We start from the raw sequence: 24,867 nt of genomic DNA on the forward strand, positions 1-24,867 counted from the left end.
CTCGCCGTCAGCGCGAGGCCACCGCCACCGGCGCATCGGCCGGCGAGGCAGACCGCCCGATCATCCACGCGCACACCGCCGACACCACGCCCGCGAACAGCACGTACAGGCAGATCTGCCACGGCTCGCCGCCGCCAGACTTCAGCAGCGCGGTCGCGATGATCGGCGTGATGCCCGAGGCGAAGATGCCCGAGAACTGGTAGACGAAGCTGATGCCCGTGTAGCGCACCTTCGCATCGAACAGATCGCAGAACAAAGCAGCCTCCGGCCCGTACACCGATGCATACAGGATGCCGAAGGGCACGATGATCGACAGCCAGATGAGCATCACGTTGCCGCCGCTGTGCGTCATGAGCCAGAAGCCCGGGAACGCCGACACGGCAGTAATGAGCGAACCCCACATGTACACCCGGGGCCGACCCAGCCGGTCGGACATGCGCCCGAAGAAGGGAATGGCAAAGCACATCACCACGGCCGCCGCCATCACGCCCAGCAGCGCTTCGGTGCGGCTGATCTTGATGGTGGTCGTGAGGTAGTTGATGGAGAACACGCCGAAGATGTTGAAGAACACGCCGTCGATGTAGCGCGCGCCCATGCCCTTCAGAACATTGCCCGGGTAGCGCCGGATCATGTCCATGAACGGAATGCGCAGCTCGGCGTTGCGCGCCTTCACGGCGGCGAACTCGGGCGTTTCCTTCACGTGCAGGCGGATGTACATGCCCACCATCACCATCGCGCCGGAGATGAGAAAGGCGATGCGCCAGCCCCAGGCCAGGAACTGCTCGTCGGTGAGCAGCGACGACAGCAGCGCCACCACGCCCGAGGCCAGGCACAGGCCGATGGCCAGCCCGATCTGCGGCAGCGAGGCATAGAAGCCGCGCTTTTCCTTCGGCGCGTATTCGTACGCCATCAGCACCGCGCCACCCCATTCGCCGCCCAGGCCGATGCCCTGTGCCACGCGAAGCAGCAACAACAGCAAGGGCGCCGCGATGCCGATCTGTGCGTACGTGGGCACCAGCCCGATCAGGAAGGTGGCCACGCCCATGATCATCAGCGTGATGATGAGCATGCTCTTGCGGCCGATCTTGTCGCCGAAGTGGCCGAAGATCACGCCGCCCAGCGGCCGCGTGACGAAGCCTACCGCGAAGGTCGTGTACGCCAGCAAGGTCGACACAACCGGGTCGCTGCCCGGAAAGTAGAGCTTGTTGAACACGATGCCGGCCACCACGCCATACAGGAAGAAGTCGTACCACTCGATGGTGGCGCCCACCAGGGCAGAGACCACCACCCTGCGAATCGCTTTCTCGTCGCTTGCGCTCATGTCGTTGTCTCCGATGAGGTTGTCGTGGCGGCCTCTGCGGGCCTTGGGTTTGCAAAAAACAAAAAACTCAATGCGCGGCTGCCGCCGCTCTTGCGTCCTCTCTGATCATGTCGATGGCCTTCTCGGCCATCATCACGGCGGGTGCGTTGGTGTTGCCCGACACCAGCGTCGGCATCGCCGAACAGTCGATCACGCGCAGCCCCGCCACGCCGTGCACGCGCAGGCGCGCATCGACCACGGCGAGCGCATCGCTGCCCATGCGGCAGGTGCCGGTGGGGTGGAAGATGGTGGCGCCGTTGTTGCGGCAGAACTCCAGCAGGTCGGCGTCGCTCGCGGCATCGGGGCCGGGCTTCACCTCGCGCTTCACGTAGGGCCGCATCGCGGGTGAATCGGCGATGGCGCGCGCGGCCTTCACGCCGGCCACGGTGGTCGCGCGATCGAGCTCGGTGGCGAGATAGTTCGGCTGCATCTCCGGCGGCTCGGCCGCGTCGAGCGAGCGGATGCGCACATGGCCGCGCGACTCCGGCCGCAGCTGGCACACGGACATCGTGAAGCCCGAGTACGGATGCACCTTGCCGCCTGCCATGTCGGCCGAGAGCGTGGCCACGTGGAACTGGATGTCGGGCGTGGCTGCCATCGGGTTGCCGTTTTCATCCTTCAGCGCACGCATGAAGCAGCCGCCCTGGTTGATGCCCACCGCCAGCGGGCCGGTGCGGTGCAGCAGCCATTCCAGCCCCATGCCCATCTGGCCGAACCAGGAGTTGAGCTGGTCGTTGGTGGTGATGGGCTTGGTGCACTCGTAGCCGAGGCGTATCTGCAGATGGTCTTGCAGGTTCTCGCCCACGCCGGGCAGCTCGTGCACGACCGGAATGCCGAAACGATCGAGCAGCGCGCGCGGCCCGATACCCGAGAGCTGCAGCAGCTGCGGCGACTGGATCGAGCCGGCCGACAGCAGCACCTCGGCACGGCAGCGTGCAGTCTTCAGCTCGCCGCCTTGCCGGTACGTGACACCGGCGGCACGCCCGCCATAGAACACCAGCTTCTGCGCCATCGCCTCGGTCTCGATGCGCAGGTTGGGGCGGCGCTTCACGGCCGGCGTCAGGTAGGCCTGGGCCGTGCTGCAGCGCCAGCCCCTGTGCGTGGTCAGCTGGTAGTAGCCCGCGCCTTCCTGCGCGGCGCCGTTGAAGTCGTCGGTGCGCGGCACGCCTGTCTGCCCGGCGCCGTCGATGAAGGCCTCGATCAGCTCGTGCTTCGCGGCGATGTCCGAAACCTTCAGCGGGCCGTTGCCGCCGTGGAAGGCGTCGCTGCCGCGCTGGTTGCCCTCTGATTTGATGAAGTAGGGCAGCACGTCGTCGTAGCCCCAGCCGGCGTTGCCCAGCGCGGCCCAGTGGTCGTAGTCCTCGCGCTGGCCGCGGATGTAGATCAGCCCGTTGATCGCGCTCGATCCGCCCAGCGTCTTGCCGCGCGGCCAGTAGATGCGCCGGCCGTTCATGTTCGGGTCTGGGTCGGTCTCGAAGCGCCAGTTGTAGGTGGGGCTCCACATCGTCTTGCCGTAGCCGATGGGCAGGTGGATCCACAACGAGCGGTCGGCAGGCCCTGCTTCGAGCAGCAGTACGCGCGCGGCCGGGTCTTCGCTCAGCCGGCCAGCCAGCACGCAGCCGGCCGAGCCGGCGCCGACGACGATGTAGTCGAACTCTTCTTCAGGCATGAAGGGGTCCTGTAGGGGCCTGTGGGGTCCGGGAGTGGAACAATCGCTTCGCTCGGCCGCATCCTAGGCTAATGATTTTCGGAACGCAATGTTCCATTTTTAAGGTTTACCCGCATGCCCCGTTCCGCGCGCACGCCTGCCGCAGTGATCTCAGCAGTGATTTCTCCAGAGGAGGCGGAGTCCGCTTCCGGCTCCGGTTCGTCGGCCGAGCGCAGCCTGCGCCTGCTGGCGCTGCTGGCCAACGAAGGCCGCGCGCTCACGCTCGCCGAACTGGCCGCGCAGCTCGGCCTGCCCAAGGGCACCGCGCACCGCATCTGCACCCAGCTGCTGGCCACCGGCTTCCTGGCGCGCGACGTGGACGAGCGCTCGTTCAGCGTCGGCCCCGCGCTGCGCAAGCTCGCCTTCGACACGCTGAACCACGGCGTGGTGCGCGGGCTGCGGCACGAGGTGCTGTCGGAACTGGTGCGCCAGGTGGGCGAAACCTGCAACCTCACCACGCTCGACGGCGCGCAGGTGCTCTACCTCGACCGCGTGGAAGCGCAATGGCCGCTGCGGCTGACGCTCGACGTGGGCTCGCACGTGCCGCTGCACTGCACGGCCAGCGGCAAGTTGTTTCTCGCGCAGATGCCGAAGAAGGAACGCGATGCGCTCATCGACAAGCTGCCGCTGGAACGCATGACGGCCAACACCATCACCAAGGCCGCTGCGTTGCGCACCGAGTGCGAGGCGGTTGCGAAGAGTGGTTACTCGTGCGACCGCGAAGAGTTCATCGCCGGGTTGGTGGCCGTGGCCGTGCCGGTGTGCGATGCGGCGGGCGCGGTGCGCGCCGCGCTCGCGGTGCATGCGCCGACCGCGCGCATGTCGATGGACGATGCAGTGAAGCGCATCGATGCGCTGAAGGCGGCGGCGACGAAGATGAGCGGGCTGCTCTGAGCTTGCCGGCCTGCTCTTACTCTTCGTAGCCGATGTCCAGCCTCACCATGGCGCCGACGCTGTCGATTCTTTCCGCGCGGAAGTAATAGCGCCCGCGGTAGCTCTCGAAATGAAGGGGAAGGGCGACGGGTTCGTCCCAGCTTGTCAGCGCGAAGCCCTGGTTGCGCAGTTCATGCAACAGCGCATCCAGGCGCTGCGGATCGGGGTCGACGCGAATGTCGGCATCGGCCGGCGGTGTGCCTTGTGGGTCGCGCAGCCATCGCGCGAAGCTGCCGATCAGGGTGAAGACGTGGCCCTGTGCGCGGAGGGCGTCGAGCAACCGGGCTGTGCCCTGCAGGTCGATACGCGCGCGCTGCTTGCGAAACACCAGCGCGTATTCGTGGCGGCGATCCGTGCGCGCTGCGCAGGCTTCGCTGTCGGCGGTCGCTTTCTCCTCGTGCGGATAGATCAGCACACGCTCTTCTTCCATGGTGAAGAGCGCACCGAGGATGCGCGCGAGGTCGAAGGCCAGGGGCAGCACGCGATCGCCGAGGCGAATGTTCTGCACCATCGCAATGCAATGGCCGCCTTCGCGCAAGCGCGTGCGAACGGCGTGGAACACGTTGCGCAAGCCCTCCAGGTGCTGCGCATAGCTGCGGCTGTCGTAGAGCTGCGAAGCCGTGGAGGCGCCCGGCCATTGGCATCCGAAGTAAGGCACGTTGGTGAGGCAAAGCTCGAAGGGCTGCAGCGCGTCGCTCTCGAGCGTGTCGCATGAGCCGTGCAGCAGGGTGACGTCGTTGTCACCGATGCCGTGGCGCGTCAGTCGTTCGTGTATGAGCTGGATGCGGTCCGCGTCGATTTCGCAGCCTGCCGCCAGTCGGTTTTCCAGGCGCGCCGCAAGCAAGGTCGTGCCAAAGCCCGCGAAGGGATCGAAGACCGTGTCGCCGCGCTGCGAGAACTGGCGCACGAACGGCGTCATCTGCTCGACCCACCCGCAGTCGCGTGCGCCCAGCGGGTCACGCGCACGCAGATCGTCGGGCAGCCGATGAAGCGGCGACTCGTGGTCGAGCATCAGCCAGCTGTGGCTAGGCATCGGCATGCTCCTGCATCGAACGGGTGTCGAGCAGCACGTCGCGCCCGGGCTCCCAGCCGGCGCACAGCCGTCCATCGGGAAAGTAGACCAGCTTGTAGATGTCTTCGGTCGCATGGCGCGCGTGCATGGCGCCGTAGTCGGAACTCTCGAAGATCACGGACAGGCCATTCGCGGTGCGCAGGCGCAGGTTCCAGAAGTAGTAGCCCTCGGTCAGGCTCTCGACAGTCCATCCGCGCGAGACGGTGGCGTCGTCGAGGCAGGCTGTCAGCAGCGCGTCCATTGGCACCCGTTGGGCGTGCAGGTAGCGCGCCGTGGCGTTGTCCCGGTAGCTGCCGTCGAGCCGGGAGAACTCACGGAAGACGACGGTGCCTGCGCCGCAGCGCTGCTGGGTCCACGAGAGATAGGCCGAGACGTCCCGTGGCTGTGCGACGCCGCTGCGCTGAAGAATGCACACCAGGCGCAACGGCATCGCATCGGCCAGTTGCCGCGCTGTGCGTTCGAACACCACCTGATCGCTGATTTCCAGCCCGGGCCTGAAACGCATGATGGCCTGGTTGGTTGCACCTTCGTGGTGATGGCGGGACAGCTCCAGCCAGCTCAGTCCGAAGTCTTGCAGCGCACGCGTCAGAGTGGCGCCGCCTGCCTTGGCAAAGCCGGCACCGTTGGTGTACAGCACGCGGTCTTCGACGCGCGGGCCGTCGCTTGCTTCGGCCGCGGCCAGCGTGGCCAGCAGTTGCAGCATCCAGCCGGCGTCGTCGCTGGTCTCCAGGCCCGAGAGCGACCACGAGAGCGGCACGCCGCGCAAGGCCCGCAGCGCATGGGCAAGGCCATCGAAGTAAGTGCCGTCCGGCCGCAGCCGGGAGGCCGGCACACCGCCATCGGCCTTGCGAAGATTTTCCGAGCAGAAGCCGCAGCGCGCCGAGCATGGCTGAACGGCCGCATAGGGCGTGAAGGTCAGGGGTTGCGCAAGGCGCCGCCGGACACCGCCAATGGTGTGCGAGTGCCAGCGCGCCGCCTGCCGTGGGTCGGGCGCACGCAGGTTGACCTGTGCGGCGGCGGCGCGCAGGCGCTCGAAGAACGGAGAGCTTGCGCTGCGTGGCAGATCGGCGACGGCCACGCTGCCCATGGGGACGGTGGGGGAGCGCGTGGCACTGTCGGAAGGCGTTGCGGAAGGCATGTCGGGCGAAGGAGCCAGGAGTCGATGCACCCGCAACGATACGACACTGCGCTGCGCGCGTTGAACGAGAATCTGCCGCTCACCAACCGGGAGAAGCAACGCCATGGCGAACGTCGTCAAAACCATCCGCAACTTCAACGCCGGTCGCGACCCCGAGCGCCTGGCGATGAAGTACGAGAAGCTGCGCTCCAGTCCGTTCGTCTTCCTGCGCGGCACCTGCCACCTGTTTCACGACCGCCTGCCGGCCGATGCGCTGTTCACCAGCAAGGCACCAACGGCATGGCTGTGCGGCGACGCCCATCTGGAGAACTTCGGCAGCTACAAGGGCGACAACCGGCTCGCGTACTTCGATCTCAACGACTTCGACGAAGCGGCCCTCGCGCCGGTGACGTGGGAACTGGTGCGCTTCCTCACGAGCATCCTGGTGGCCGGCGACAGCCTGCGCGCCTCGCGCGGCGATGCGGATGCGCTGTGCAAGGTGTTTCTTGAAGGCTATGCCGGCGCATTGGCGCTCGGCAAGGCCGGCTGGGTGGAGCGCGACACAGCCAGTGGCCTGATCCATGAGCTGCTCGCGAAACTCAAGGCCCGCAGCCGCCCCGATTTCCTGAATAAGCGCACCGAACGGAAGAACGGTCGCCGAAGCATCCTGCGCGACGGCGAGCATGCGTTGCCAGTCGACAAGGTCGGGCGTGAACGGGCGAAGAATCTGATCGGCGCATTCGCGGCAACGCAGGACAACCCCGACTTCTTCAAGGTGCTCGACGTGGCGCGGCGCATCGCCGGCACCGGCAGCCTGGGCGTGGAGCGCTATGTTGTCCTCGTCAAAGGCAAGGGATCGCCCGACGACAACTACCTGCTCGACCTGAAGCAGGCGCCCGTGTCGTCGCTAGTGCCGCACCTGAAGAAGATCAAGCTGCCCGCGTGGCCGTCGAATGCACACCGCATCGTGGGGCTGCAGCGCCGCATGCAGGCCGTGTCGATGGCCTTCCTGCACCCGATCGTCGACGGCAAGTCTTCCTACGTGCTGCGCGACCTGCAGCCCAGCGAAGACCGGGTGACCCTCGACGTGCGCCACACCGGGCTCGACCAGGTCCGCGACGTGATCGGGGAGATGGGGCAGATGATGGCCTGGGCGCACCTGCGCAGCTCAGGACGCCAGGGTTCGGCCATCGCGGATGCGCTGGTCGACTTCGGCGCTTCGGCGAAGTCGTGGCGGCGCGACCTGCTGGATGCGGCGCACCAGTGCGCGGCGCAGGTCGAGAGCGACTGGGAGGTCTACTGCGAGGCCTACGATGCGGGGAAGCTGGCGTAGCCTTCCTGGTCGTGTCCTGGTGGCCGACTTACCCGATCAGCCCCACCACCGACCGCACCACACTCACCAGCGCCAGCGCAATCAGCAGGTTCAGCACATGCCTCCTGAACTGCTCCGGCGACACGCCCTTGAACGAACGCTGTCCGTACCAGATGCCGGCAAGCATCGCTGGTGCGAGCCACAGCGCCCACTTGAGCGTGTCCGGCCCCAGCAGGTTGCCGGACGCGTGGGTTGAAGAGGGCATCAGCGCCGCGCAGATCAGCGACACCACGTCGCTGAACAGCAGCAGCGCAATCAGCGTGGCCCGCAGCGCGGCCGGTGCCATCTTCGCCGTGCTGAGCAACACCGCGATAGCGATGCCGCCGATGGCCGCCACGCCATTGATGAAGCCAGAGGCCAGCCCTGCCGCCAGCCGCACGCCGCGCGTGGGCACCAGCGTGACGTGCGCGCCGCCGCGCAGCAGCAGCGCGGCCGCCATCAGCAGCGCGCCGATCAGCAGGCGCAGCGGCGTCTCGGGCAGCCATGCGAGCAGCGCCACGCCGATGGGAATGCAGATCAGGTTGCCCAGCATCAGCCAGCTGAGCCAAGGCATGTCGACATCGCGCGCGATGCCGCGCAGCTGGCTCAGGCTTGCCAAGATTTCGAGCATGAAGATCGCGGGCACGACCAGCGCGGGCGACACCACCAGCGACATGCCCGCCACGGTGATGGCCGAGAAGCCGAAGCCCGCGAAGCCGCGCACGATGCCCGCCGCGAAAACCACGCACAGGCTGTAGACCAGCGTTACCGGCGCCAGCGGCGGCACCAGCAGTTCAGCCGCCGTCATGCCTCGAAAAGCGGCAACAGCTTCAGGCGCTGCACCTTTCCAGAGGGGCCGCGTGGCAGGTCTTGCACGAAGCGGTAGTGGCCGGGCGCCTTGTAGCGGCCGAGCGCGGTGGCGCTGAACTCGCGCAGCTCGTCTTCGGTGCAGGCGCAGCCTTCGCGCAGCACGATGCACACGCCGATCTCCTGGCCGTAGTGGCGGTCGGGCACGCCTACGGCAGCGGCTTCGAGCACGGCGGGATGTTGCAGAAGGGCTTCGTCGATCTCGCGCGGCGCGATGTTCTCGCCGCCCTTGATGATCAGCTCCTTGATGCGACCGGTGACGAAGAAGAAGCCGTCCTCGTCGCGATGGCCGAGGTCGCCGGTGCGCAGCCAGCCATCGGGCGTGAAGCTCGCGCGGGTGGCTTCCTCGTTCTTGTAGTAGCCGAGCATCACGTTGGGCCCGCGGATCACGATCTCGCCGGTCACGCCGGTGGGTACGGCTGCGAGCGTGGCATCGACCACGCCGGCCATGCAGCCCGACGCGCGGCCCACCGAACCGAGCTTGCGCGCGGCCGGGTCCATGGGGTTGGAGAACGAGGGCGCGGCCGTCTCGGTGAGGCCCATGGTTTCGACGATGCCGATGCCGAACATCCGCTCGAACGCACGCAGGTGCTCGGGCGGCAGCGCAGCCGATGCCGAACGGCAGAAGCGGATGGCCAGCGTCTGCGCCAGCGGCGGCTTCGGGCCTTCGAGCAGGTACGAGATCATGGTGGGCACCACGTTGATCCAGCTGCACTGCGTTTGCGTGGCCTGCTCCCAGAAGCGGCCGGCCGAGAACTTCGGCGGCATCGCCAGGCTGCCGCCGTGCGCGAGCGGCGCGAGCATGGTCACGGCAAAGGCGTTGATGTGATACAGCGGCAGCACGGCGAGCACACGGTCGGAGGGGCGCAGCGCGTGCTCGACGCTGATGGCGTGCGCGTTGGCCGCGAGGTTGCGCTGCGTGAGCATCACGCCCTTGGGCACGCCCGTGGTGCCGGAGGTGTACATCAGCAGCGCGACGGCATCGGGCGAGGGCGGCGGTGTGTCGACGGCCGGTTCTTCCTCGTCGGGCAATGCATCGCCTTCGGGGTCGACCACGACCAGCGTCACGGGCCGGTCGAAGCCTTCGACGATGCCGCGCACACGCTCTTCCCACTCGGGCGCAACGCAGACCACGCGGCAGTCGGAGTGCGAGAGCACATAGCGCATCTGCTCCGGCTGCGAGAGCAGGTTGACCGGGTTCACGCAGAAGCCGCCGTGCATCGCGCCCAGCAGCAGCCGCAGGGTCTGCAGGCCGTTGGGCATGACGACGGACACCGTGTCGCCGGGCTGCATGCCGAGGCCGTGCAGTACGGCCGCCACGCGGCGGCAACCGGTCGCGAGCTCGCCGTAGCCCAGGTGGCGTTCGGTCTCGGTGGCGCGGGCATACACCGCGTGCGGCTGCTGCCGCGCCTGTTGCTCGATCAGCGCATGAACCGTTGTTGCAGCCGCCGTCATGCTTACTTCGCGCCGTGCTCGGCGAAGAAGGCGCCGAAGATTTCTTCCTCGCTCGGCACCTTCTCCGGAATCGGCCGTGACACGCGCGTGATGTTCAGGTAGTGGCGGTAGTTCATGTTGTCCGAGAAGTTGTTCTTGCCCCAGGTGCCGCAGCCCATCGACAGCGAGAACGGCAGGCCGTTGTCGAAGCTGCCGCCGGTGGCAATGCAGTGCGCCTGGTCGACGATGACGCGCGACACCGGCAGCGTGAGGCCCAGCGTGAGCGCGCGTTCGGGCACCGCACTGTGCAGGCCCACCGAGTGGCCCGCGCCTTCGTACGCGTAGATGCGTTCGACGGTGGCCATGGCGTGCGCGAAGTCGCGCGCCGCATACACCGCGAGCACCGGGCTCAGCTTCTCGCCCGAGAACGGATGGTCGTGGCCCACGCCGTCTTCGGCCACCATGAGGATGCGCGGATCGGCATCGGCAATTGCCAGCCAGGCGGCGCGGTTGGCGCCGTCGATGGCGGCCGCTCGCTCGGCGATGGTGCGTGCCGACTGGCCGATGACGGCGGGCGAGAGCTTGCCTTCGGGCCACATCAGCGCCTGCAGCGTGGCCTTCTGCGCGTCGGCGAGCATGACGGCGCCGCGATCTTTCAGCGCGGCGAGCGTCTGCGCGCGCACTGCGTCGATGATGACGAGGCTGTTTTCCGACGAGCAACTGGTCGCGTTGTCGAAAGTCTTCGAACGCACGATGCGGTCTGCGGCCGCGGCGATGTCCGCCGTTTCGTCGACGATGCCCGCCACGTTGCCCGCGCCCACGCCGAAGGCCGGCGTGCCGCTCGCATAGGCCGCGCGCACGTTGGCCTGCGAGCCGGTTGCAACCACAAGGTCGCACAGGCGCATCAGCTCGGCGGTCGATTGCTTGTTGACCGGCGAGGGCAGCAGTTGCACCAGGTCGCGCGGCGCGCCGATGCGGTCGAACTGCTGGTGGATGAATTCGATGAGCCGCGCCGCCGTTGACCAGCCCTTGGGCGATGGCGCGACGATGACCGCGTTGCGCCCCTTGAGCGCATTGATGATCTTGTTGGCCGGCGTGGCACCCGGGTTGGTCGATGGCGTGACGGCGCACACCACGCCCACGGGCCGCGCAATTTCGACGATGCCGCGTGCCGGGTCTTCTGCGATCACGCCGACCGAGCGCGCCCCGTGCAGGTCGCGCAGCAGGCCGAAGGTCTTGCGGTGGTTCTTGCGCACCTTGTCCTCGACGTTGCCCACGCCGGTGTCGGCCACGGCCAGTTCGGCCAATTCGCGGTTGCGCGCCGGCTCGATGATGGCCCAGCCGGCCGCGACCACGGCGGTGTCGACCTGTGCCTGCGACCAGGTTTCGTAGATGCGCTGCGCGGCGCGGGCGCGCGCCACGAGTTCGGCGATGGGGGAGGAGGGGGCTGCGTTTTCCATGAGTTTTTCCGTGTCGATCAATCGACCTTGATGCTGGCTTCCTTGGCGAGCTTTTGCCAGCGCACGAGTTCTGTGGTGACGACCTTGCCGAGTTGCTCGGGCGTGCCGCCGACGCCTTCGCTGCCCTGTGCGAGCAGCTTGTCGCGGATGTCCGGTTCCTTCACCACGGTGTTGATCACGCGGTTGAGCTTGTCGATGGCGGGCTGCGGCGTCTTCGCGGGTACGAACACTGCGTACCACGAGTCCACGTCGAAGTCGGGCACACCGGCTTCCTGCATCGTCGGCACGTCGGGGAATGCCGCGCTGCGCTTGGTGGTGGACACCGCGAGTGCCTTGAGCTTGCCTGCCTTCACGAACTGCGCGGCCGCCGGAATCGACACCCACAGCAGCGGCACCTGCCCGCCCATCACGTCGGTCACGGCCGGGCCGCCGCCGCGGTAGGGAATGTGCGTCATGTGCGTGCCGGTGCGCAGCTTCAGCAGCTCGCCCGCCAGGTGCCCGGGCGAGCCGTTGCCCACCGAGGCGAAGGCGATGCTGTCGGGCTTGGCCTTGGCCAGCGCGATGAGTTCGGCCACGGTGTTGGGCGCGAACTGCGTGTTGGCCACCAGGATCTGCGGCAGCGACGCGACCATGCCGACTGGCGCGAAGTCTTTGGCGGTGTCGAAGCTCAGCTTGGCGTAGATGGCCGGATTGATGGTGTGCGAAGACAGAGTGAACAGCACCGTGTAGCCGTCGGGCGCCGACTTGGCAACCACCTCGGTGCCGATGGAGCCGGCTGCGCCGCCCCGGTTGTCGATCAGCACCGGCTGGCCCAGCAGCGTTTGAAAGCGCTCCTGCACGATGCGCGCAATCACGTCGGTGCCGCCGCCGGGCGGGTAGGGCACGATCAGGCGGATCGGCTTCGTCGGGTAGTCGCTGCCGTTCTGCGCCTGTGCGGCGAAGGGCGACGACAAGGCGGCGAGAGCCAGCAGCCCGGCGTGCAGCCAGGGGGCGAAGAACAACTTCATTCCGATCTCCTTCTCTTTGTGATGGGCGTCGGCGGCAAGGGCACGGCCGGTGCGGCGTTCAAGCGATAGCCCAGCGTGACGCTGGCGTCGCGCGCGCAGGCCATCAGGTGATCTGCCAGCCCGCGTGCCTGTGTGCGTGCAAAGCGGATCGAGGGCACGCTCATGCCGACGGCCGCCACGGCTTCGCCGCGCGCATTGAGCACGGGCACGCCGAGGCCGCAGACGCCGATGCGCCACTCCTCGCGGTTCTCGGCATAGCCGCGGGCGCGCGAGCGTTCCAGTTCGCTGAGGAGGGCGTCGAAGTCGGTGATGCTGTTCTTCGTGTGCGCGACCAGCGTGCCCAGGCGCTCCTGCAGTGCCGGCACGTCGAGCGCGGCTGCAGCGAGCAGCGCCTTGCCCGAGGCCACGCAGTACGCCGCCGCACGACCGCCGATGCGTGAGTACGCGGCCACGGGCAGCGGGCTGTCGAACTTGTCGAGGTAGACGATCTCGGCGTCGTCCAGCACTGCGAGGTGGATGGTCTCGCCCGTGGCTTGTGCCAGCAGCGCGAGGTGGGGCCGCAGCAGTGCGCCGATGTCCGATGCATCGGACACCATGGCCCCCAGCTCGAACAGCCGCAGGCTCGGCCGGTAGGCGCTCGTGTCCGGGTCTTGCACGGCCCAGCCGCATTCGACCAGCGTCTGCAGCGTGCGGTGTGCATTGCTGCGAGCCATGCCGAAGGCCTGGGCCAGTTCGGTGACGCGGCAGTCGCGCTGCTGGCGCACCATCCATTCGATGGCGGCGAGGCCCTTGGCAAGCGTGGAGTCCATGAGGCTTTCTATGGGATATCCGATGTTCCAAATATTGGAACTGCGTTCCCGGATGTGAAACGCAATGTAAGAACGCTGGGTGCCCTTTGTCAATCAGGGACTTGGATGTAATGCCAAACGCCTCAGGTTGCAGGCCTCAGCGGCGATGGCGCCCGGCCATGAGTTCGATCACCTCGCGGAAGAGGGTGTTGCCGCTGGAGGCGGCCAGGTCGAGCACATGGCTGCGGCTGTAGTAGGGGCTCAGGTCGAGGCCCACGCCGATGCCCGCAATGGCGATGTCGCCGCGCTGCTCCTGGCGCGCGACCACGTCGCGCAGGTGGTGGTCGAGGTAGTGCGCGTCGTTGGCCAGATGCGTGGCGCTGTCCATCGGCGAGCCGTCGGAAATCACGAGCAGCAGCTTGCGCGCCTCGCTGCGCTGGCGCAGCCGCATGCAGGCCCAGTCGATGGCCTCGCCATCTATGCCTTCGCGGAACAGGTCGGCTTTCAGCAGGGCCGCCATCGCGGGGCGCGCGCGCCGCCATGGCATAGCAGCACTCTTGAAGACGAGGTGGCAGCGTTCGTTGAGCCGGCCCGGATGCGGTGGCCGGCCGGCGCGCACCCATTCGCGCTGCGGGCGTCCGCCGTTCCACGCGCCGGTGGTGAAGCCCAGCACCTCGCTGGTCACTCCGGCCTGTTCGAGTGCACGCGCGAACACGTCGGCCATCATCGCGACCGACTCGGCATGCTCCTTCATCGAGCCCGAGCAGTCGATGAGAAAGGTGACGATGCAGTCGGCCACCGGCTCCATGCGCTCGGTGCGGAACAGGCGGCGCTCGGTAGGCGAGGCCACGAGCTGCGCGAGGCGGCGGCCGTCGATCAGGCCTTCTTCCTGGGCACCGTCCCAGCCGTCGCGCTCGGGCTCGGCCAGCAGGGCGCGCAGCTCACGCGCGAGGCGGGCGATGTTCACGCCCTGCGCGGCGATGCGGCGGTCGAGCTTTTCGCGGTGGTCGGCGAGCACTTCCTTGCGTGCGAGCGTGGCGGCGTCGTGTTCGCGGTCGTAGGCGTTGGAGAAGACGCGGTATGCGCCACCTGCGTTGTCGAGCACCGCGCTGCGGCCCGACTCGGCGGTGGTGAAGCGCTCGACGATCTCCTGGTCCATGTCGGCCACAAGGCTGAACACGCTGCGCTTGTCGTCCACATGCGGGTCGCGCGCGGCGTTGCTGCCTTCTTCATCGGCTTCGTGCAGCATCGCGGCGACGGTGCGCGCGATGGCACGGGCGTGCACTGAGTAGGCGGCCTGGTCGGCGCGGTCCTTGCGCAAACCTGCCAGCGCATGGCCGATCAGCGGTGCGAGCGCGAAGCGCGTGGCTTCGAGCATGTCTTCGGTTTCTTCCACCACCTGCTGGCCGCTGACGCGGGCGCGGCAGATCTGCGCCACAGCGTACAGCAGCAGCCCGCGCGCGGTGTCGGTCTGGCCCGAGTGATGAAAGGCGAGCGACCACTGCTCGTGCCGGTGCCGCAGGTTGTGCCGCATGCCGGCCATGACTTCGGGCGCCATCGCCTCGACGCGGAACTGCTCGAGCATTTCGAACAGCATGCGTTCGACCGGCTCTTCGGGGCGCAGGCTTTCGTGCAGTGCTGCATCCGATTCGGTGAGCCGCAGCGCGAGCCCGTCGGCTACGCCACGGAACGAGGCGAAGTCGTCGGTGTCGGGCGAGGGATGCAGGTGCGGCGCAAACCACGGCAGCGCCACGCGGCCACGGTGCAGCCGCCGACCGCGAAAGTGCAGGTCGCTCTCGCCGCTGAAGGCGCGCACCACGCCCGCGCAAAGCTCCGCGACCTGTTCTTCTTGCCGCACGCGGCGCTGCATCGCGCTCGCGGGTTCGGCATTCATTCGCGCGGGCCTGCAGAGAGCTGGTGCGACTCCTTCAGTTCGCGGTCGAAGCAGCGCTGGAAGTATTCGGCGACCAGGGGCCGCTCGGCGTCGTCGCACTTGTTGACGAAGGACAGGCGAAACGCCAGCGCCGGGTCCTTGAAGATCTCGATGTTCTCTGCCCAGGTGATCACGGTGCGTGGCGACATCAGCGTAGAGAGGTCGCCCGCCGCGAAGCCCTTGCGAGTGAGGTCGGCCACCGCCACCATCGACGCGACCAGCTTCGTGCCCGCCTCGTCGGCCAACGATGGCACGCGCGCCTGCACGATGGCGATCTCTTCATCGGCCGGCAGGTAGTTGAGCGAGGCCACGATGTTCCAGCGGTCGATCTGCGCATGGTTGAGCCGCTGCGCGCCGTGGTACAGGCCGTTGAGGTTGCCCAGGCCCACCGTGTTGGCGGTGGCGAACAGGCGGAAGAAGGGGTGCGGCCGCAGCACTTTGTTCTGGTCCATCAGCGTGAACTTTCCGTCGCGCTCCAGGATGCGCTGGATGACGAACATCACGTCGGGCCGGCCCGCGTCGTACTCGTCGAAGACCAGCGCCACGGGGCGTTGCAGCGACCACGGCACGATGCCTTCCTGGAACTCGGTGACCTGCTTGCCTTCGCGCAGCACCACTGCGTCCTTGCCGACGAGGTCGAGCCGGCTGATGTGGCCGTCGAGGTTGAGCCGCACGCAGGGCCAGTTCAGCCGCGCCGCCACCTGCTCTATGTGCGTCGACTTGCCGGTGCCGTGCAGGCCCTGCACCATCACGCGCCGGTCGCGCGTGAAGCCCGCGAGGATGGCGAGCGTCACGTCGGGGTTGAAGCGGTAGACCGCGTCGACCTCGGGCACGTGGTCGTCACGTTCGCTGAAGGCTGGCACCCGCAGGTCGGTGTCGATGCCGAACACATCGCGCACGCTGAGCATCCGGTCGGGTCGAAGGTCGGCGGTATCGGTCACGGTGGGCTTTCAGGGAGTGTGGGGTCAGGCCTGCGCGCGGTCGGAGGCTGCGTCGGCATCGATGCGGCTCAGCGCCTGTGCGGCGCGTTGCAGGGCGGGCAGCAGCGTCTTCGCCTTGGCGGCGTCGAGCCGCATCACTGGCGCCTGCACCGCGATGCACAGGTTTGAGGGCGCGTCGTCGCCCGAAGGCACCAGCGTGGCGATGCACAGCAGGCCCGGCAGGAACTCTTCGTGGTCGATGGCGTAGCCGTCCTTGCGCACGCGCTGCACTTCCTTCTCCAGCGCCTCGGGGTCGGTCAGCGTCCTGGGTGTGTACGGCTCCAGCGGCGCGTTCGACAGCAGCCGGCGGCGCTGCGCCGCGCTCATCTGCGAAAGAAAGATCTTGCCGCTGGCCGAGCAGTGCACCGGCACGCGCGAGCCCGAGTGCAGGTAGAAGCGCAGCGGCGCGGCGGTTTCCACACGGTCGAGGTACACGACCTCGCTGCCCGAAAGGGCGGTGAGGTTGCAGCTCTCGCCGATCTCTTCCACCAGCTGGCGCAGCACCGTGTGGCGCGCACCGTGCAGGCTGTCGTTGAGCAGCAGGTTCTCGGCCAGCCGCCGCAGCCGCGTGCCGATGCCGTAGTGCCGGCCATCGCCTTCGCGTTGCAGCAGCCCCGCGCCTTCGAGCTGCTGGAGCATGCGGTGCAGCGTGGGCTTGGGCAGGCCGGTTTCTTCCACCAGGCCCTGCAGCGAGTAGCGCTGGTCTTTTGCGGCCATGACTTCGAGCAGCGCGAACAGGCGCATGGTGGGCGTGTCGCCCGCCGGCTCCTGCGCTTCAGGTGAGAGGCCTTTGACGATCTTCATGGGGCCGGATCATATTCTTTTTACGAAAAACAAGACAATACGTTCCGATTTTTGTAAATTGTTTGACGCCGCGGCGATGCCGACCTATATTCCGCCGGAATGAAATCCGGAACGAGAAGTTCCGACTTTTGACGCGCAACCACTGCCCACTTTCCTTCAGGAGACGCCTTCCATGAGCCAGAAGCAACCCGCAGCACCCGCACGCGAAGCCGTCACCGGCGTGCAGAAGATGACGCCCTCCGAGGCCTTCGTCGAGACCATGGTCGCCAACGGCGTGACCGACATCTTCGGCATCATGGGCTCGGCCTTCATGGACGCGATGGACATCTTCGCGCCCGCCGGCATCCGCCTGATTCCGGTGGTGCACGAGCAGGGCGGCGCCCACATGGCCGACGGCTATGCGCGCGTGTCGGGCCGTCACGGCCTCGTGATCGGCCAGAACGGCCCCGGCATCAGCAACTGCGTGACGGCCATCGCGGCCGCCTACTGGGCGCACAGCCCGGTCGTGATGATCACGCCCGAGACCGGCACCATGGGCATGGGCCTCGGCGGCTTCCAGGAGGCCAACCAGCTGCCGATGTTCCAGGAGTTCACCAAGTACCAGGGCCACGTGAACAACCCCAAGCGCATGGCCGAGTACACGGCGCGCTGCTTCGACCGCGCCATCTCCGAGATGGGCCCCACGCAGCTGAACATTCCGCGCGACTACTTCTACGGCGAGATCACCACGGAGATCCCGAAGTCGATGCGCGTGGAGCGCGGCGCGGGTGGCGAGAACAGCCTGAACGCTGCCGTCGAGCTGCTGGCCTCGGCGAAGTTTCCGGTCATTCTCTCGGGCGGCGGCGTGGTCATGGGCGATGCGGTGGCCGAGTGCCAGGCACTGGCCGAGCGCCTGGGTGCGCCGGTGGCCAACGGCTACCTGCGCAACGACTCCTTCCCCGCGAGCCACCCGCTGTGGGCCGGCCCGCTGGGCTACCAGGGCTCCAAGGCCGCGATGAAGCTCATCGCGCAGGCCGACGTGGTGCTCGCGCTCGGTTCGCGCATGGGTCCCTTCGGCACGCTGCCGCAGCACGGTATGGACTACTGGCCGAAGGACGCGAAGATCATCCAGGTCGAGGCCGACCACACCAACCTCGGCCTCGTGAAGAAGATCACCGTGGGCATCCACGGCGACGCCAAGGCCACGGCGAAGGAACTGCTCAAGCGCCTGCAGGGCAAGACGCTGGCCTGCGACGCCAGCAAGGCCGAGCGCGCCGCGAAGATCAAGGCCGAAAAAGCCGCGTGGGAAAAAGAGCTCGACGAGTGGACCCACGAGCGCGACCAGTTCAGCCTCGATGCCATCGAAGAAGCCAAAGGCGAGAAGACACCCACCGGCGGCAGCTACCTGCACCCGCGCCAGGTGCTGCGCGAGCTCGAAAAGGCCATGCCGCCGCGCGTGATGGTCTCGACCGACATCGGCAACATCAACGCCATCGCCAACAGCTACCTGCGCTTCGAGGAGCCGCGCAGCTTCTTCGCGCCGATGAGCTTCGGCAACTGCGGCTACTCGCTGCCGACCATGATCGGCGCCAAGTGCGCGGCGCCCGACCGTCCGGCCGTGGCCTATGCCGGCGACGGCGCCTGGGGCATGAGCATGGTGGAAATCATGACGGCCGTGCGCCACGACATTCCGGTGACGGCCGTGGTCTTCCACAACCGGCAGTGGGGCGCGGAGAAGAAGAACCAGGTCGACTTCTACAATCGACGCTTCGTGGCCGGCGAGCTCGAAAGCGAAAGCTTCGCAGGCATCGCCAAGGCCATGGGCGCCGAGGGCATCGTGGTCGACAAGCTCGAAGACGTGGGCCCGGCGCTGAAGAAGGCCATCGACATGCAGATGAACGAAGGCAAGACCTGCGTGATAGAGATCATGTGCACGCGCGAGCTGGGAGACCCCTTCCGCCGCGACGCGCTGTCGAAGCCGGTGCGCTTCCTCGACAAGTACAAGGACTACGTCTGAGCCATTCCATGACCGACTCGCTGCTGACGCTGAACGCGGGTTCTTCGTCGATCAAGGTTGCATTGTTCGATGCGGCTGGTGACGGCGATGCCTCGTTGCCGGCAGCGCGTTGGTCAGGGCAGGCGGATGGACTCGGCGCGGGCCTGAAGGCGCGGCTGCGTGTGCGCGATGCCCAGGGGCAGACGCTGCACGATGCGGCGCTCGATGGCGCGCAGGCTTCGCATCAAGGCGCGCTTGCGGCCCTGCTCGAATGGCATGCGCAGCAGGCCGATGGCCGGCGCATCGCGGCGGTCGGGCACCGCATCGTGCATGGTGGTGCGGACTTCGTTGCGCCGGTGCGCATCGATGCCTCGGTGCTCGATGCGCTCACCAAGCTTGAGCCACTGGCGCCGCTGCACCAGCCGCACAACCTTGCGGGCGTGCGCGCTGCAATGGCAGCGTTCGAAGGCGTGCCGCAGGTCGCGTGCTTCGACACGGCCTTTCATGCGGTACAGCCCGAGGTCAACCGCCGCTTCGCGCTGCCACGTGCGCTGCATGACGCGGGCGTGCGGCGCTATGGCTTTCACGGCCTCTCCTACGAATCGATCGTCGCGCAGTTCGCCGGCATCGCGCCCGAGCTGGCGCAGCGGCGCGTGATCGTCGCGCATCTCGGCAATGGTGCGTCGATGTGCGGCATCGCGCAGGGCCGATCGGTTGCGACGACCATGACCTTCTCACCGCTCGACGGGCTGACGATGGGCACGCGCTGCGGCCACATCGACGCGGCCGTCGTGCTGTACCTGATGCGCTCGCACGGCATGTCGGCCGACCAGGTCGAGGCGCTGCTGTTCCGCGAATCGGGCCTGCTCGGCATCTCGGGCGTGTCGAGCGACATGCGCGCGCTGGAGGCATCGGCCGAGCCTGCTGCGGCCGAGGCCATCGGGCATTTCGCCGAGCAGGTGGTGCAGCACATGGGCAGCCTCGCGGCCGCGCTGCGCGGTGTCGACGCCATCGTGTTCACCGGCGGCATTGGCGAGAACGCGGCCCCGCTGCGTGAGCGCATCCTCGAAGACTGCGAATGGTTGGGTGTGAACGTCGATGCGGCCGCTAATCGCAGCGGCGCCGCGCGGCTCACCACTGCCGAGAGTCCTGTCAGCGCGTGGGTGCTGCGCACTGACGAGGAGGCGGTCATTGCGCGCCACACGGCGAACGTGCTGCGCGCTGCTGGCTGAGGGCTTCTAGCGCGCCGACGACGCGCGCGGCACGCTGGCGCCGCAGTGGCGCAGGAAGTCGGCCGTCGCGCGGCCCAGCAGCTTGTCGCGGTGCATCACCGTTGCCAGCCGCCGTGTGCCTGCCGGTAGCCGCGTGCGCAGCTCGATCAGATGGCCGTCTTCCAGCGCCTGCGCCACCGTGTAGCGCGACAGGCACGCCAGCCCGGTGCCCGAGGCCACCACACGCTTGATCGCCTCGGTGCTGCCCAGCTCGAAGCCCACGCGCACCTGCTCGAGGTTCTGGATCAGCCATGCGTCCGTTACCTGCCGTGTGCCCGAGCCATGCTCGCGCAGCACCCACGTGGCTTGCGACAGCTGCCTGTGCGTGGCGATACGGCCCGCCAGTGCATGGTTGGGCGCGGCGACGATCACCAGTTCGTCTTCGCGCCAGGCGCGCACCACGAGGTCGGGATGCGTCTGCGGGCCTTCGATGAAGCCGACGTCCACGTCGAAGCCCGCGACCGCCTGGATCACGTCGTGCGTGTTCGCGATGTGCAGGTGCACCTGGCTTTGCGGATGCAGGTGCGTCCATTGCGACACCTTCTCGGGCAGCAGGTACTCGCCGATGGTGAAGCTGGCCGCCACGCGCAGCGGCGCCGCATGCTCGCCGCTGAAAAGCGCCTCGACCTCGCCCGCCTGATCGAGCAGCGCCTGTGCCTTGGGCAGCAGCGCGCGGCCGTTCTCGTTGAGCACCAGCCGGCGCCCGAGCCGGTCGAAGAGCAAAGCGCCCACCGAAGACTCCAGGTCGGCCAGCGCGCTGCTCGCGGCCGATTGCGAACGCGCGATGCGGTCGGCTGCGGCGCGGGTGCTGCCTTCGCGCGCGGTGGCGACGAACACCTCCAGCTGCCGCAGGTTGAGGCGCAGGCGCTGGCTCGAAGTCTGACTCTGAAGCTGATCTGTTTTTCCGGTCATGGTGAGCGATATTCTCTGCTTTTTCGTTTGATCGAGGCTGCATAACATCGCACGGACCCCGCCTGAAAACAAAGGACCGCCAGTGTTCAGCTTCCTGTCTCGCGAGCCGGTGCACGACCCGCTGGTCGCGCCCACGCCCACGGCCGACACCACGGTCAAGACCACCACCTGCTACATGTGCGCCTGCCGCTGCGGCATTCGCGTGCACCTGCGCGAAGGCGAAAAGGGCCCCGAGGTTCGCTACATCGACGGCAACCCGAACCATCCGCTGAACCAGGGTGTGATCTGCGCCAAGGGCTCGTCGGGAATCATGAAGCAGGTGTCGCCGGCACGTATCACGCAGCCGCTGCTGCGCAAGGCCGGCAGCGAGCGCGGAGCCGGCGAGTTCGAGCCCATCAGCTGGGAGCGCGCCTACGACATGCTCACCGAGCGGCTCGGCAAGATCCGCGCGACCGACCCCAAGAAGTTCGCGCTGTTCACGGGGCGCGACCAGATGCAGGCACTCACGGGCCTGTTCGCGCGGCAGTTCGGCACGCCCAACTACGCGGCGCACGGCGGCTTCTGCTCGGTCAACATGGCCGCGGGAATGATCTACACCATCGGTGGCAGCTTCTGGGAATTCGGTGGGCCCGACCTGGAGCGCGCCAAGCTGTTCGTGATGATCGGCACTGCCGAAGATCATCACAGCAATCCGATGAAGATCGCGATCAGCAAGTTCAAGCGGGCTGGCGGTCGCTTCATCTCGATCAATCCGGTGCGCACGGGCTACTCGGCGATTGCCGACGAGTGGATTCCGATCAAGCCGGGAACGGATGGCGCGCTCTTCATGGCGCTGCTGCACGAGCTGATAGCCAACGAGCTTGTGGACCACGCCTTCCTCAAGCGCTTCACCAACGCACCGCAGCTCGTGATGCTCGACAACTGCGAGCGCGAAGGCCTGTTCGCCTTCGACCCCGAGCGTGGCCCACCGGGCGACGGTCGCAACCCGCACAACAAGCTGGTGTGGGACAAGGCCAGCGGCACGGTGATGCCCGCGTATCCCGAAGGCATTGCCGACGGCTGCGATCCGGCGCTCGAAGGCCACTACACGCTGGCCGACGGTACGCGCGTTGCGCCGTCGTTCCAGTTGCTGCGCGAGCGCGTGGCAAGCTGCACGCCCGAGTGGGCGCAGGCCATCACCGGCATCGACGCGGCGCGCATCCGCAAGCTGGCGCGCGAGATGGGCGAGACGGCACTGCAGCAGGCCTTCGAGTTGCCCATTCCGTGGACTGACGCATGGGGTAAGCAGCACCCGACCACTCAGGCGCGCCCCGTGGCCTTCCATGCGATGCGCGGGCTGGCGGCGCACTCCAACGGCTTCCAGACCGTGCGTGCGCTGGCCGTGCTGATGAGCGTGCTCGGCACCATCGACGCACCGGGTGGCTTCCGTCACAAGGCACCGTATCCGCGTCACATCGTGCCGAACTACCGGGCCTTCAACGACCCCGGAATGATCCAGCCGAACACGCCGCTCAATGCGGCACCGTTGGGTTTTCCGGCCAGCCCGGAAGAGCTGGCGATCAACCCCGATGGTTCGCCGATCCGCATCGACCATGCGTTTTCGTGGGAGCACCCGTTGTCGGCGCATGGACTCATGCACAACGTGATCACCAATGCGGCAAAGGGCGACCCGTACCGCATCGACACGCTGCTGATCTTCATGGCCAACATGGCGTGGAACTCCAGCATGAACACGATGGCGGTGCGCGAGATGCTCAACCGCAAGGACGAGAAGGGCGAGCACATGATTCCCTTCCTCGTGGTGTGCGACGCCTTCCAGAGCGAGACAGTGGCCTTTGCCGACCTGGTGCTGCCCGACACCACGTACCTCGAGCGCCATGACGTGATGGGCATGCTCGACCGGCCGATCTCCGAGTTCGATGGGCCGGTGGATTCGGTGCGCGTGCCGGTGGTGCCGCAGACGGGGGAGTGCAGGCCCTTCCAGGAGGTGTTGATCGAGCTGGCTTCGCGGCTGAAGTTTCCGGCTTTCACCACGCCGGAAGGCGGGCGCAAGTTCACGGGCTACCCCGACTTCGTCGTCAACTTCGAGCCGCAGCCGGGCATCGGTTTTCTCATGGGCTGGCGCGGCAAAGACGGCACCGAGCACCTGCGCGGCGCGCCCAATCCGAAGCAGTGGGAAGCGTATGCGCAGAACAACTGCGTGTTCCAGTACCACATGCCCGAGAACATGCACTACATGCGCAACTGGAACCGGGAATACCTGGACTTTGCAAAAGACAAGGGCTGGCGCCAGCGCAACGACCCGGTGCAGCTGGCGCTGTACTCCGACACGCTGCAGAGCTTTCGCCTTGCGGCGCAGGGCAAGAGCCCTGGGCGGCAGCCGCCCGATGCGCTGCGCGAGCGCATCGACAAATACTTCGACCCGTTGCCGTTCTGGTATGCGCCGCTCGAGGAGGCTGCGACCGATCTCGATGCCTATCCGCTCAATGCGCTCACGCAGCGGCCGATGGCGATGTACCACTCGTGGGACTCGCAGAACGCATGGCTGCGGCAGATACATAGCCACAACTACCTGCACGTGAATCCGCTGACCGCGCAGGCCGCTGGCATCGCCGATGGCGGCTGGTGCTGGGTCGAGAGCCGCTGGGGCAAGGTGCGCTGCATGCTGCGCTACAGCGAGGCGGTGGAGCCTGGCACTGTGTGGACGTGGAATGCCATCGGCAAGGCGGACGGCGCATGGCAGCTGGCGCCTGGAGCGGACGAGGCGCGCAAGGGCTTTCTGCTGAACCACCTGATCAGCGAGGAACTGCCCTGCGCCGGCACTGCGAGCGGGACCATCAGCAACTCCGACCCGATCACCGGGCAGGCCGGCTGGTATGACGTGCGCGTGCGCATATGGCCGGCCGAACCGGGCGAGCCCGAAGAGAGCTATCCGCAGATCGCGAGCATGCCGGCGGTGCCCGGGGTGCTGGGCAAGGCGGCGAGCGTGTTGACGTACTTTGCGGGGAGGGGGAAGAAATGATGCAGTGGTTGAAGGACCTGATGTCGTCGGCTCCGGTCTTGCCCCCTCTCCCGCAAGCGGGAGAGGGCTGGGGTGAGGGCGGCGGCGCTGGAGCTGGAAGCCTTGCCGTCATGAAGGCCGCTGCACCCTCACCCCAACCCTCTCCCGCCAGCGGAAGAGGGAGCAACACAGTGCGTGCGGCACAGGGCGAGACACTCGCCAAGCAACTCGCCCTCGTCATCGACCTCAACGTCTGTGTCGGCTGCCACGCCTGCGTCACCTCGTGCAAGCAATGGAACACCTCCGGCAGCGCAGGCCCGCTCGCCGACGAGCGGCCCTATGCCGCCAACCCCACCGGCACCTTCTTCAACCGCGTGCAGACCTACGAGGCCGGCGCCTTCCCGGTCACTGAAACCATCCACTTCCCCAAGAGCTGCCTGCACTGCGAAGACCCGCCCTGCGTGCCCGTGTGCCCCACGGGCGCGAGCTACAAGCGAAAAGAAGACGGCATCGTGCTGGTCGACTACGACAAGTGCATCGGCTGCAAGTACTGCGCATGGGCCTGCCCCTACGGCGCACGCGAGCTCGACGAAGAGCGCCAGGTCATGACCAAGTGCACGCTGTGCGTGGACCGCATCTACGACGAGCAACTGCCGAAGGAAGACCGCAAGCCGGCCTGCGTGAAGGCCTGCCCCACGGGCGCGCGCATCTTCGGCGACGTGAAGGACCCGGACTCCGAAGTGTCGAAGGCTATCCGCGAGCGCGGTGGCTACCAACTGATGCCCGAGTGGGAGACCAGCCCGGCCAACCAGTACCTGCCGCGTCACATCACGCAAGCCACGCAAGCCACGCAAGCCACGCAAGCCACGCAGGCAACGGACGCGCGGGAGTAGC

At 67.4% G+C, this 24,867-nt stretch carries 19 protein-coding genes; 6 read left to right on the top strand and 13 right to left on the bottom strand.

All coding sequences use genetic code 11. The annotated features are described in order from the left end of the window. Positions 1 to 7: 7 nt before the first annotated feature. Positions 8 to 1,321 (bottom strand): MFS transporter, encoded by a 1,314-nt coding sequence (locus tag BMW87_RS32065; protein WP_093059473.1) that lies wholly within the window; start codon positions 1,319 to 1,321, stop codon positions 8 to 10. 67 nt (positions 1,322 to 1,388) lie between these two features. Next, the gene (locus BMW87_RS32070) at positions 1,389 to 3,029 is read right to left on the bottom strand and encodes a GMC family oxidoreductase (RefSeq protein ID WP_093082072.1); all 1,641 of its coding nucleotides are present in this window, start codon (positions 3,027 to 3,029) and stop codon (positions 1,389 to 1,391) included. A 114-nt stretch (positions 3,030 to 3,143) separates the two neighbouring features. On the opposite strand from BMW87_RS32070, the gene BMW87_RS32075 reads away from it, so the two are divergent. After that, on the top strand, positions 3,144 to 3,962 hold the full coding sequence (locus BMW87_RS32075; protein ID WP_093082075.1) for an IclR family transcriptional regulator: 819 nt from the start codon (positions 3,144 to 3,146) through the stop codon (positions 3,960 to 3,962). A 16-nt stretch (positions 3,963 to 3,978) separates the two neighbouring features. Here BMW87_RS32075 and BMW87_RS32080 read toward each other — a convergent pair whose 3' ends face one another. Then, positions 3,979 to 5,034, bottom strand: coding sequence for a DNA methyltransferase (locus tag BMW87_RS32080; protein WP_093082077.1), 1,056 nt, complete (start codon positions 5,032 to 5,034; stop codon positions 3,979 to 3,981). After that, entirely contained in the window at positions 5,027 to 6,211 is a 1,185-nt protein-coding gene (locus BMW87_RS32085) for a hypothetical protein (RefSeq protein ID WP_218149800.1), read from the bottom strand. The genes BMW87_RS32080 and BMW87_RS32085 overlap by 8 nt, the downstream gene beginning before the upstream one ends. Positions 6,212 to 6,314: 103 nt before the next feature. On the opposite strand from BMW87_RS32085, the gene BMW87_RS32090 reads away from it, so the two are divergent. After that, positions 6,315 to 7,523 carry a DUF2252 domain-containing protein gene (locus tag BMW87_RS32090; RefSeq protein ID WP_093082082.1) on the top strand — a complete coding sequence of 403 codons (1,209 nt, stop codon included), beginning with the start codon at positions 6,315 to 6,317 and terminating at the stop codon, positions 7,521 to 7,523. 28 nt (positions 7,524 to 7,551) lie between these two features. On the opposite strand, the gene BMW87_RS32095 is transcribed toward BMW87_RS32090, so the two are convergent. The 8 genes from BMW87_RS32095 to BMW87_RS32130 form a co-directional block, all read right to left on the bottom strand. Further along, on the bottom strand, positions 7,552 to 8,349 hold the full coding sequence (locus tag BMW87_RS32095) for a sulfite exporter TauE/SafE family protein (RefSeq protein ID WP_093082085.1): 798 nt from the start codon (positions 8,347 to 8,349) through the stop codon (positions 7,552 to 7,554). Then, on the bottom strand, positions 8,346 to 9,863 hold the full coding sequence (locus BMW87_RS32100; RefSeq protein WP_093082088.1) for an AMP-binding protein: 1,518 nt from the start codon (positions 9,861 to 9,863) through the stop codon (positions 8,346 to 8,348). Before BMW87_RS32100 ends, BMW87_RS32095 begins: the two co-directional genes overlap by 4 nt. A 2-nt stretch (positions 9,864 to 9,865) precedes the next feature. After that, positions 9,866 to 11,302 carry an acylating sulfoacetaldehyde dehydrogenase gene (locus tag BMW87_RS32105; protein WP_093082147.1) on the bottom strand — a complete coding sequence of 479 codons (1,437 nt, stop codon included), beginning with the start codon at positions 11,300 to 11,302 and terminating at the stop codon, positions 9,866 to 9,868. 17 nt (positions 11,303 to 11,319) lie between these two features. Beyond that, a complete protein-coding gene (locus tag BMW87_RS32110) occupies positions 11,320 to 12,309 on the bottom strand; it encodes a tripartite tricarboxylate transporter substrate binding protein (RefSeq protein ID WP_093082090.1) in 990 nt (329 codons plus the stop codon). Next, positions 12,306 to 13,118 (bottom strand): IclR family transcriptional regulator, encoded by an 813-nt coding sequence (locus BMW87_RS32115; RefSeq protein ID WP_093082093.1) that lies wholly within the window; start codon positions 13,116 to 13,118, stop codon positions 12,306 to 12,308. The genes BMW87_RS32110 and BMW87_RS32115 overlap by 4 nt, the downstream gene beginning before the upstream one ends. A gap of 136 nt (positions 13,119 to 13,254) precedes the next feature. Beyond that, on the bottom strand, positions 13,255 to 14,991 hold the full coding sequence (locus BMW87_RS32120; protein ID WP_093082096.1) for a cobaltochelatase CobT-related protein: 1,737 nt from the start codon (positions 14,989 to 14,991) through the stop codon (positions 13,255 to 13,257). Continuing rightward, the gene (locus BMW87_RS32125; RefSeq protein ID WP_093082098.1) at positions 14,988 to 15,971 is read right to left on the bottom strand and encodes an AAA family ATPase; all 984 of its coding nucleotides are present in this window, start codon (positions 15,969 to 15,971) and stop codon (positions 14,988 to 14,990) included. The genes BMW87_RS32120 and BMW87_RS32125 overlap by 4 nt, the downstream gene beginning before the upstream one ends. A 24-nt stretch (positions 15,972 to 15,995) precedes the next feature. After that, the gene (locus BMW87_RS32130) at positions 15,996 to 16,814 is read right to left on the bottom strand and encodes an IclR family transcriptional regulator (protein WP_093059496.1); all 819 of its coding nucleotides are present in this window, start codon (positions 16,812 to 16,814) and stop codon (positions 15,996 to 15,998) included. A 172-nt stretch (positions 16,815 to 16,986) separates the two neighbouring features. On the opposite strand from BMW87_RS32130, the gene xsc reads away from it, so the two are divergent. Next, positions 16,987 to 18,810: a sulfoacetaldehyde acetyltransferase gene (gene xsc, locus BMW87_RS32135; protein ID WP_093082101.1), complete on the top strand. Its 1,824-nt coding sequence runs from the start codon at positions 16,987 to 16,989 to the stop codon at positions 18,808 to 18,810. A gap of 8 nt (positions 18,811 to 18,818) precedes the next feature. Continuing rightward, positions 18,819 to 20,021 (top strand): acetate/propionate family kinase, encoded by a 1,203-nt coding sequence (locus tag BMW87_RS32140; RefSeq protein WP_093082103.1) that lies wholly within the window; start codon positions 18,819 to 18,821, stop codon positions 20,019 to 20,021. Positions 20,022 to 20,027: 6 nt separating this feature from the next. On the opposite strand, the gene BMW87_RS32145 is transcribed toward BMW87_RS32140, so the two are convergent. Next, positions 20,028 to 20,972, bottom strand: coding sequence for a LysR family transcriptional regulator (locus BMW87_RS32145; RefSeq protein ID WP_093082105.1), 945 nt, complete (start codon positions 20,970 to 20,972; stop codon positions 20,028 to 20,030). Positions 20,973 to 21,054: 82 nt separating this feature from the next. Between BMW87_RS32145 and BMW87_RS32150 the strand changes: the two genes are divergently transcribed. Together BMW87_RS32150 and BMW87_RS32160 are read left to right on the top strand one after the other, a co-directional pair. Next, positions 21,055 to 23,994, top strand: a complete 2,940-nt coding sequence (locus BMW87_RS32150) for a molybdopterin oxidoreductase family protein (protein ID WP_093082107.1) — start codon at positions 21,055 to 21,057, stop codon at positions 23,992 to 23,994. Further along, positions 23,991 to 24,866 carry a 4Fe-4S dicluster domain-containing protein gene (locus tag BMW87_RS32160; protein WP_218149801.1) on the top strand — a complete coding sequence of 292 codons (876 nt, stop codon included), beginning with the start codon at positions 23,991 to 23,993 and terminating at the stop codon, positions 24,864 to 24,866. The genes BMW87_RS32150 and BMW87_RS32160 overlap by 4 nt, the downstream gene beginning before the upstream one ends. The last annotated feature ends 1 nt before the right edge of the window (position 24,867 follow it).

Origin of the sequence: Variovorax sp. OV084 (assembly GCF_900111625.1) — a bacterium.
Classification (GTDB): Bacteria; Pseudomonadota; Gammaproteobacteria; order Burkholderiales; family Burkholderiaceae_C; genus Variovorax.

Excerpts from the sequence above, each read along its gene's own strand:
- BMW87_RS32110 (WP_093082090.1), bottom strand. The coding sequence starts at position 12,309 with ATGAAGTTGTTCTTCGCCCCCTGGCTGCACGCCGGGCTGCTGGCTCTC.
- BMW87_RS32085 (WP_218149800.1), bottom strand. The coding sequence starts at position 6,211 with ATGCCTTCCGCAACGCCTTCCGACAGTGCCACGCGCTCCCCCACCGTC.
- BMW87_RS32100 (WP_093082088.1), bottom strand. The coding sequence starts at position 9,863 with ATGACGGCGGCTGCAACAACGGTTCATGCGCTGATCGAGCAACAGGCG.
- xsc (WP_093082101.1), top strand. The coding sequence starts at position 16,987 with ATGAGCCAGAAGCAACCCGCAGCACCCGCACGCGAAGCCGTCACCGGC.
- BMW87_RS32130 (WP_093059496.1), bottom strand. The coding sequence starts at position 16,814 with ATGAAGATCGTCAAAGGCCTCTCACCTGAAGCGCAGGAGCCGGCGGGC.
- BMW87_RS32105 (WP_093082147.1), bottom strand. The coding sequence starts at position 11,302 with ATGGAAAACGCAGCCCCCTCCTCCCCCATCGCCGAACTCGTGGCGCGC.
- BMW87_RS32145 (WP_093082105.1), bottom strand. The coding sequence starts at position 20,972 with ATGACCGGAAAAACAGATCAGCTTCAGAGTCAGACTTCGAGCCAGCGC.
- BMW87_RS32065 (WP_093059473.1), bottom strand. The coding sequence starts at position 1,321 with ATGAGCGCAAGCGACGAGAAAGCGATTCGCAGGGTGGTGGTCTCTGCC.
- BMW87_RS32160 (WP_218149801.1), top strand. The coding sequence starts at position 23,991 with ATGATGCAGTGGTTGAAGGACCTGATGTCGTCGGCTCCGGTCTTGCCC.
- BMW87_RS32080 (WP_093082077.1), bottom strand. The coding sequence starts at position 5,034 with ATGCCTAGCCACAGCTGGCTGATGCTCGACCACGAGTCGCCGCTTCAT.
- BMW87_RS32120 (WP_093082096.1), bottom strand. The coding sequence starts at position 14,991 with ATGAATGCCGAACCCGCGAGCGCGATGCAGCGCCGCGTGCGGCAAGAA.
- BMW87_RS32070 (WP_093082072.1), bottom strand. The coding sequence starts at position 3,029 with ATGCCTGAAGAAGAGTTCGACTACATCGTCGTCGGCGCCGGCTCGGCC.
- BMW87_RS32075 (WP_093082075.1), top strand. The coding sequence starts at position 3,144 with ATGCCCCGTTCCGCGCGCACGCCTGCCGCAGTGATCTCAGCAGTGATT.
- BMW87_RS32115 (WP_093082093.1), bottom strand. The coding sequence starts at position 13,118 with ATGGACTCCACGCTTGCCAAGGGCCTCGCCGCCATCGAATGGATGGTG.
- BMW87_RS32090 (WP_093082082.1), top strand. The coding sequence starts at position 6,315 with ATGGCGAACGTCGTCAAAACCATCCGCAACTTCAACGCCGGTCGCGAC.
- BMW87_RS32095 (WP_093082085.1), bottom strand. The coding sequence starts at position 8,349 with ATGACGGCGGCTGAACTGCTGGTGCCGCCGCTGGCGCCGGTAACGCTG.
- BMW87_RS32140 (WP_093082103.1), top strand. The coding sequence starts at position 18,819 with ATGACCGACTCGCTGCTGACGCTGAACGCGGGTTCTTCGTCGATCAAG.